The 8,573-nt window shown below is 40.5% G+C and carries 5 protein-coding genes and 1 other annotated feature; of the genes, 1 reads left to right on the top strand and 4 read right to left on the bottom strand.

The features are described from left to right. On the bottom strand, window positions 1–1,284 hold a 1,284-nt coding region (locus LRP84_RS21930; protein WP_230577023.1), incomplete at its 3' end, for an IS4 family transposase. 190 nt (window positions 1,285–1,474) lie between these two features. Beyond that, on the bottom strand, window positions 1,475–3,685 hold the full coding sequence (locus LRP84_RS21925; protein WP_154713161.1) for an MMPL family transporter: 2,211 nt from the start codon (window positions 3,683–3,685) through the stop codon (window positions 1,475–1,477). 395 nt (window positions 3,686–4,080) lie between these two features. On the opposite strand from LRP84_RS21925, the gene LRP84_RS21920 reads away from it, so the two are divergent. Further along, window positions 4,081–4,596 (top strand): TetR/AcrR family transcriptional regulator, encoded by a 516-nt coding sequence (locus LRP84_RS21920; RefSeq protein WP_098323532.1) that lies wholly within the window; start codon window positions 4,081–4,083, stop codon window positions 4,594–4,596. 369 nt (window positions 4,597–4,965) lie between these two features. On the opposite strand, the gene LRP84_RS21915 is transcribed toward LRP84_RS21920, so the two are convergent. Both LRP84_RS21915 and proB read right to left on the bottom strand, forming a co-directional pair. Further along, the gene (locus LRP84_RS21915) at window positions 4,966–6,213 is read right to left on the bottom strand and encodes a glutamate-5-semialdehyde dehydrogenase (protein ID WP_230577022.1); all 1,248 of its coding nucleotides are present in this window, start codon (window positions 6,211–6,213) and stop codon (window positions 4,966–4,968) included. 199 nt (window positions 6,214–6,412) lie between these two features. After that, window positions 6,413–7,516, bottom strand: coding sequence for a glutamate 5-kinase (gene proB, locus LRP84_RS21910; protein ID WP_230577021.1), 1,104 nt, complete (start codon window positions 7,514–7,516; stop codon window positions 6,413–6,415). Window positions 7,517–7,684: 168 nt separating this feature from the next. Next, window positions 7,685–7,895 (bottom strand) — a binding site (T-box leader). Window positions 7,896–8,573 lie beyond the last annotated feature (678 nt).

Here is an 8,573-nt window from a genome sequence, read left to right as displayed (position 1 = left end):
GCCTTTCTGTAATCCTTCATAAAACAATAGATAATAATTTTTTATCATATAGATGGATTTGTATTCACTTAGCTCTTTCTTTTTCTTATCCAAGAGTAACTGACGCATTTTGAACATCGTCGATGAACAGAGTAGGATACTAATGAGTTGCCCATATAAATGACATTCTAAGCGTTCTTTCTTGATTCCTTTGCACCTGTCAATTTGAAAGAAAGATTTCCATGTTTTAAATAAAATTTCAATTTGCCAACGTAATGAATAGAAGTCATGGATATGTTCCGTTGGAACATTTTCTGCAGAAATGTTCGTAATATACACGTTGATTCCACTCAGCCTTTTACTCCGTTCTTTGTAGATAATACCTTTCTTTTTTTCTCTTTTGGCTTGTTCTTTCAACCTTTTTTCGGTTTGTTCCTTTGTTAATCGATGAATAATAACACGAGCTGGCAATTTTTGATATTGTCCAATGTATGCCTCTGAAATCTCCATAGTTTGACCAGGTGGCAATTGATTCATGAGTTCTTCCATATCTAACTGAATATAGAGTGTTCCTTTTTTCACGGTCCCACTTCGAAAATACTCTGGCTCATCATTCTTACGATAGATTCGAGAATTTAATTTCAAACGTGAGACATAGTAAGCTCCTTTATCATGGATCTTCTGTAAGTCATGTAAGTCAAAATAGCCTAAATCTCTTATGTACAAGTCTTTTGGTTGAATGGTCTGTAGACTTGTTGAACCAAAGGTTTTATCATTTTCTCTTCCCTCTCCTACATAAACGTGTAGGAATTTCCCACTCAATAGGTCATACTCCAATTGAATTTTAACTCCTGCCGTATGGCTACTTCCACCCGAACCTCGATAATGTGAAGAGAACTTATCTGGAAGCTGAAATGTTGTAGAATCTAGAATCCGAATGTGCTTAAAGGTCGTGGTATATTGATGAATTATTTCTTGTGTTGAATAAATCCTTTGAGTTAGAAGGTTAGATAGAACTTGTTCAAGAAACTGTACTGCGGAAGCATTAAATCGTTGGTTAAGCCCTTCAGGGCTGATAAGAACACCTGTAGATACTTCCAGACAGCTACATAATTGTGTGAGTGATGTACTTGCGACCTGTTGACTAAGCCATACACATAAAGCAACTAACTCCTGTGCTTGATATTTACTCTTTCGCTGAACGAATCCTTTTTCTTTGGCTAGGTGTTCTAGAAAATGAGGAGACATATGTCGTTGTAATTCTTCAGCGATCGGTTGAAGTTCGTCAAGAATCGAAAGATTCATAAAGAAACGCCATCCTTTCCTATAATTCTACAGAAAGGATAACGTCTTTTTTGCTTTATGGATAGTGCAAAACCTTAGTTCCTTTTATATATTTACATAATTAGCGAAGGAGGGTCTATACTTTCTCTAAAAAACCGCTTCTATTTTATAGGGAAGCGGTTTTTTAACTGAATACAACTATGAATTAACTTTAACTGTTCTGTTCATATATTTTTTCACTTTTGTTTTCTACGCGATGTATAATGCTTTCTCCTTCAACATCAATGTTAGGCAAAATTTTATCCAGCCATTTTGGCAAGTACCAGGCTGACTTACCCATGAGAATCATGACTGCAGGTACGATTGTCATTCTCACGATGAATGCGTCAAAGAAAACACCGAATGTAAGAGCCATGCCTATGGATTTAATGATGGTATCAGGCGCCAACATGAATCCAATAAATACAGACATCATAATTAATCCCGCTGCGACTACGACTCTCCCGCTCTCCCGCATTCCTTCTACAATAGCTCTCTTCGGGTCACCTGTATGCGTATATACTTCCCGCATCTTGCTCACTAGGAACACCTCATAGTCCATGGCGAGTCCGAACAAGATGCCAATCAGAATGACAGGCAAGAAGGCTAAGATCGGACCGGCAGCCGGGAACCCAAATATATTTTGGAAATGCCCATCCTGCACGAAAAATACCACGGCTCCCAACGTAGCGCCAAGAGAAAGTAGAAACCCTAATACTGCTTTTAATGGAATGAGCAGAGATCTAAACACTAGAACTAAGAGTACATACGCAAGTCCCACAATAAGGGCAGCGAAAACTGGCAAGGCGTCACTCAGCTTTTGCACAATATCAATATTCATCGCTGCTGTGCCCGTTACCATTAGTTCAATTCCATTTTTTTTCTCGGTCTGGTTCGATTTGTCCCGGATTGCTTTTACCAAATCCTTCGTCTTTGTATCGTCAGGTCCTGTTTTTGGTGTGACGGAAATCATATAAATCTTTCCAGAAGGCCCAGGGATAGCTGGTGTCACACTTTTCACTTCAGATAGGTTCCCCAATTCTTTTGCAATGGTGTTCATAGCATTTTGCGTTTCAGCTGTTGCTTCCTCTGATTTTGCTACTACCATTAAAGAGGCATGAAATCCTTCCCCATATGCTTCCGTCAATAAATCATATGCTCTTCTTTCTGTCGTTTCTGTGGACTTTGTTGTTCCATCAGAAGGCAGTCCAAGGTTCATATGGAAAAACGGAATCGTAATCACTGCAAGTAGTCCGATTGCGAAAATTGTAACAATCAGAGGACGTCTTATGACAAATTCCCCCCATTTATTTGAACCAGCATGTTTCTTACCTGCCCCAGTCATCTTTTGCAAGAATCGATTTTGTTTAGATGGGGCAATCTTATGGCCGACAAGTCCTAAAATGGCTGGTAATATGATGACGGAAACCAACACAGCTGCGAGCACAGTAAAGGCAGCGGATACGCCCATCGCTGTCAGGAATGGAATCTTTGTTACAGACAGTCCCAGAAGACCTATAATAACAGTTAATCCTGCGAAGATTACGGCACTTCCCGCTGTTCCCGTTGCGATGGCAACAGATTCTGGAACAGAATCTCCTTGTGCAAGCTGCTGTCTAAAACGATTGATAATGAAGAGCGCATAGTCAATGCCTACTGCGAGTCCCAGCATGGCAGCTAATGATAAGGAAACTGATTGGATTTCCACATAATTGGTCCCAATCATGATTCCTAGCATTCCAATTGCTAATCCGATTATCGCAGTGAGAATCGGCAGTCCAGCTACTAGAAAAGACACAAAAGTAAATGCCAGAACTACGAAGGCAACAAGTACTCCGATAATTTCAGTCATACCTGAAGTCTCTGAGTCGGAAAACTTGATATCGCCTCCTGATAACTCCGTTTGAATGCCGGCATCCCTTGTTGTTTCGATACTATCTAAAATCTTATCCTTAGAAGCTTCTGTGACCTTTTCCGCTTTCACTTTGTACGTAACGACTGCATATCCGATTGTCTTATCTTTACTGAGGTTCTGCAGCTGCATCGGTGCTGCCACAGAATCAACAGCTGAATCTTTTTTTATCTCATCAAGAACTTCTGCAATTTTCTGTTGTACTTCTGCTGACTCCAAGGTTTCGTTTTTTGGTGCTTGAAACACCACTTTTACTTGGGCACCTGCTGGTTGCATCGCTTTAAACTCTTTTTCAATTACTTTTCCTGCTTTATCTGCCGGTGTATTCGGAATGCTCAGCTCCTCCCTGAAAGAGGAACCTATGTTGACTGCAAAAAGCACTAATGCAATAAGAATTGCGAGTGCACTGAATACAACCTTTTTCCTATGATTTACTGCCCAATATCCTAACTTATACAGATATTTTGCCAATTGAATCTCACCCTATTCTTGTCGAAAATTTTTCTTGTTCTTACGTTGTAATCAAGAAACGCACAAACACCGAATTACATTTTATTAATATAATAAGATTTTAAAATATTAATTATAAATTGTATCTGAGTATCCCTCCCTATTTATAGCTTGCAAAACGGCGGTAAATTTCCAATAGGAAACAAAGGAAATGGTACACATTGACAGCAATAATGTCCTTTTATACAATGACATTATCATTACACTAACATTTGTACTTACATGTGTAAGTATAACAGTGAATTCTCATCTTTCAAGCACTATGTGATGATTTGCACTTAAAACAAACAGAATGAAGGGATGTGTTAGCTTTGAGGAAGTCAAGAGAAGACAGTATACACTCTCAGAGATACATTATGGAAGCATTAAGCGCACTGTTGCATGAACATAAACTGCAAGATATAACCGTAACAGCTATTTGCAAAAAGGCTGGAGTTGCCAGAGTCACATTCTACAAATACTACCGCAACGTTTACGACGTCGTGCAAGCATCTGTGGATGAAATTGTTCAACAATTCTTGAAAGAGGTTGATAGTTTGGATCCGTATGAAAGTATGCAGCTAATTATTGAATATATCATAGAGGGATTTGTGTCTGCACAGAAGCCGTCAGGAAAGTTAATTGATTCAAATATATCTAATATGATGCTTGATTACTTGAATTATACAATGGAAAAGGTCTTTCAAGCGGATATTACACACGATCATGACATGAGCAGAATGCAAATTCTGTTTTTAGCAGGCGGTATCTTCAATATTGTTACCGATTGGATTAAAAGAGGGTCAAGGGAGTCTCCTCAGGCACTTGCTGCAAAAATATACGAGATTCTTCCATATGGGACAACAGATACAAGGAATTTGGAAAATTCATGATACAACTGTTCTACCTTTTATTACATCTTAAAAAATGGGCACCACATAAAAAGCTGTAAGTAGTTCATCTAACCATAAACGACCGTTTTTGGTTAAAAGAGCAAAACTTTCTTTCATATAGTCTCGCCACACATCCATCAACTTAAGATCTCATAATACCCTCAGAACGAAAAATGTGTACATTTTTCTCGCTTTTTATTGTTTTGGGGTAACTCGTTCTTTTTAGCTTGATGGGCATGTGGTGCTACCCCATGCCCATCAAGCTAAGTTTGAGTTTTCTAGAAACCACTTTAATACTAAAAAAGTGATGGAAATGGAAACTGAAAGCGAAAATAAAACAAGGGGGCTTTACATCTGTCCTTCTACTTCTTATCCCCGAATCTGCCCATTCCCACGAATCACATATTTTGTGGAAGTCAATGCAGATAGCCCCATCGGTCCCCGCGCGTGTAGCTTTTGCGTGCTGATGCCGATTTCTGCGCCGAAGCCAAATTCAAAGCCGTCAGTAAAGCGGGTCGAAGCATTATGGTAGAGCGCCGCGGCATCGACGGACGTGAAAAACTTGCTGACGTTTTCCTCGTTCTCTGTAATGATCGCTTCGGAATGCATAGAGCCATAAGCATTGATGTGGCGAATCGCTTCTTCAACAGAGGAAACGATTCTGACTGCCAGCGTAAGAGACAAAAACTCTGTTTCCCAGTCTTCTTCTGAAGCGGGTACAAGAGAAGAATCAATTGCCAATACTTTCTTATCCCCACGCAGTTCCACTCCTCTTTCCTTCAAGAAAGAAAACAGCTCGGTACCGAATCGCTGCGCCCAATTCTCATGAAGTATAATTGTTTCAATAGCATTGCATACAGACGGACGCTGTGTTTTGGCATTTACGATAATATCGAATGCCATCTGTTTATCCGCTGTTTCATCAATGAAAATATGACAATTTCCTGCACCTGTTTCCAATACAGGAACAGACGCTTCTCTCACTACAGTATCTATCAACTGCTTGCCACCTCTTGGAATAAGAACATCCAAGTACTCGTTCAATGTAAACAGCTGCTTTGCGCTGTCTCGTGAATTGTCTTCAATGAGCTGTACGCTTTCTGGAGGCAAGCTCGTTTGTTTGAGCGCTCGATGAATGACAGCGACGATGGCTTTGTTGGAATAAGTGGCGGAAGAACTACCACGCAAGATCACTGCGTTGCCTGTTTTCAAGCAAATTGTGGCCGCATCCACCGTCACGTTCGGCCGCGCCTCGTAAATCATCCCGACAACACCGAGCGGCACGCGCATCTCCCGAATAGACAATCCATTCGGCCGTTCCCAAGCAGCTACACATTCTCCGACAGGATCGCGCAAACCAATCAGCTGCCGGATACCCTCTGTCATATCAATAATGCGCTGTTCATTCAGCATGAGGCGGTCGAGGAGAGAGGCAGACATTCCTTTCGCTTTACCTTGTTCGATATCCCGTTTGTTCTCCTCCAAAATATAGGATGTCTCTACTATCAATTGCTCAGCGACAGCCGCCAGTGCCTTATTTTTTTCATTAGTCGATTTGGCCACAAGCTCTCCCGCAATCTTTTTCGCTTTTTGTCCCTTTGCCAACACTTCATTCATTTTCGTTTCCCCCTTTTAAAGATTAAAAAGTATAAAATTTGAGACGTGTTCAACTTCGCCAACTAGGCACTACCATCCAAGACCCTCCTGCATAGATGTTAGTTGAATCAATCGGACGCTTAGAACGAGAAAAGACAAACAGCGCCTTTTAGGACGGAGGACCCTGTGTTCTTCACTTGAACGAGCCATCTCTCTATTCTTAAAATGAAACCCAATTATCCCTATGAATGACCTCGTAGCTATGCCTTTCGCCTCGCGCTTGAATGTCGTGGCTCTGCATACCTTTTAGCTCCCGCAATTCCTCTGCACTATATCTGCACTGTCCTTTCCCTATCACGCGTCCTTGTTGCGTGATGGCCTCCACGACTTCGCCGGCTTGAAAGATCCCAAACACACCGGTAACACCGGCAGGCAGAAGACTTTTTCCACGCTGAATGATGGCAGCGGCTGCTCCGGCATCCACTTCAATTTGTCCGCTTACAAGCGAATGCAACGCGATCCATTGCTTGTTCATCTTGATCACTTTTTGAGGCGTATTGCCGATATACGTTCCATCACCTTTACCCTTCAAAACATCTAAAAACTTCTCCCGTCCACGTCCTGTTCCGATGAATACACTCACACCGAGAGATAGTGCCGTCTTTGCCGCATCGATTTTCGATTTCATGCCGCCGGTACCAAGTTTTGAGCCAGCATCTCCAGCAAGAGAGGCGATTTCTTCCGTAACGGTAGGGAGAAAGTAATACTTTTTCGCGTCCGGATTTTTCTGGGGATTCCGGTCATACAAACCGTTCACATCCGTAAAAATCATGAGCATATCCGCCGAAACAAGCCCGCTTACTAAAGCTGACAGCATGTCATTATCACCAAACGTCAGCTCCTCCAAAGAAATAGAATCGTTTTCATTGATTATAGGAAGAGCGGAGCGGTTTAGTAGCTCCGATAAAGTGGCGTAGGCATTGCTGTATTGTTCTTTTCTGGAAAAATCGCTTCTTGTCAGCAGAAGTTGCGCGGTAACAATCCCATATTTGCGGAATTCCTCCGTATACGCCTGCATCAACAGACTTTGCCCGACAGCGGCGGCAGCCTGCTTCCCTTTAATTGTCACGGGTCGGCCGGGATACCCGAGAGCGGAAAAACCTGCGGCGACGGCCCCAGATGTAATCAGCACGATTTCATGTCCTTCCTGCTTCAGTCGCGCCAAGGCGGCAACGTGATCTGAAAGTTGTTCGCCAGAGATGCCGCCATGATTCGCTGCCAAGGAACTGCTTCCGATTTTTACGATAATACGTTGTTTTTTCACTTTTGTACCCCCTAGTCTAAAATAAAAGTTTTTTGTAAATTGTGCTGCTTCTTTTTTCAAATGGAGACAAACTATTCTTCTACCACGTGCAATTTGCAGCAAAGAACCCCTCACCAATGATGCCTATCTCGCAATAAAGAGCCAAATAAAAAAGACCGCTCCGTCCTTAAAAAGGACGAAACGGTCATTGTTCCGCGGTACCACCTTCATTGATATAAATCTATATCCGCTTGTCGCCTGTAACGCAGGCATACGCTTAAACTTTCGTTTAAGACTCAGGGATAGGTTCGATAATTTCTATACGAGGAATCTTTCAGCCCGCGGATTCCACTCTCTTGCGCAAGAAGACATATGTACTAGTTCCCTTCAACGATTTTCACTTTAATTTTTATATAGTATGCGATATAACGCATTTTTATGTCAAGAGATATTTTAGAAAATAAAGAAGGCGACAAGTTTAATTCCTGTTAATAAATGGAGCATTTAAGATTTTGCAGATTACAAAACTATTCTGAGAAAATTGCACGATAAGGACTACACCCACTTACTATGACGGCGTTCTCAAAGGAGAATCTCATATTCAGAAGATAACACCAAAATTAATTGAACATTGAATTATGTGCACACTTTATTAACAGCATTATATCTAGAAAACGTTTATATAACTATATTTTATCTCTTGTTCATAAACATAAAGTTTTCTAAACAAATACCTCTTAGCGTACAACAAAAGGAGAAATTCGTGTCTAACCGTACAATTTTCCCTAAATAATATAGTGATTCCTAAATACTATATATAAAACTACTTTTTTCAAATACTTTAAGTAACAATCCTTTCAATTCCCCCTATTCATTCTGCTATTGATAGTGATACGTTTATATTCTCCAAAATTATTTAAAATGTTTTTGAGTGGTATATTACAAAAAATATTAAATTATAGAAAATGTACTTGTTTAGTACAGAATAAAAGTGATTTCTATATATTTTTTGTATTGCAAAAAGTAATGTACTCTCTTAAAATGTTTTTTTATACTAATTTCGATATAGTTTATAATG

The organism is Bacillus rhizoplanae (assembly GCF_917563915.1).
GTDB lineage: Bacteria > Bacillota > Bacilli > Bacillales > Bacillaceae_G > Bacillus_A > Bacillus_A rhizoplanae.
The sequence above is the reverse complement of the archived record's forward strand: the minus strand, read 5'-3'. Positions and strand labels throughout refer to the sequence as shown.